Genomic DNA, 396 nt, shown 5'->3' with positions numbered 1-396 from the left:
TTGCGGCTGTTAACCACCAACAGTTTTTTGTTGTCCCGCTGCGTGCTTTGCTCGGCATGGTGCAGAATGCTGCCAAAATAGCTGCTTTGAAAGTGGGGCAAAATCAGGCCAATGGTATTGGAGGTATTGGTTGCCAGTGCCTGCGCCAGTGCGTTGGGCTGATAACCGAGAGTTTGCATGGCAGCAAGCACAGCGTCGCGGGTAGCGGCTTTGACCTGCCCGGTGCCATTTAAAACACGTGACACTGTGGCTTTGGAGTAGCCGGTTGCTTTACACACATCGTTTATGGTTGCCATTGCCTGTCCTCTTTATCATCCGGCTACGGACAGTAAGCCGCAGCCGGATGGCGAGTGTAACGAACTTTAGCTGTGGTTAGAATGCTTTATCTGTCGTTAC

General features: G+C 52.0%; 1 protein-coding gene. It reads right to left on the bottom strand.

The annotated features are described in order from the left end of the window. Positions 1 to 296: LacI family DNA-binding transcriptional regulator (locus ACYP03_RS24425; protein WP_459782435.1), on the bottom strand; the 296-nt coding region annotated here is incomplete at its 3' end. Positions 297 to 396: the final 100 nt, after the last annotated feature.

The sequence above is a fragment of the Photobacterium sp. R1 genome (assembly GCF_054600795.1).
Note: the sequence above shows the minus strand (reverse complement) of the source record. Positions and strands in the feature narration are given on the sequence as shown.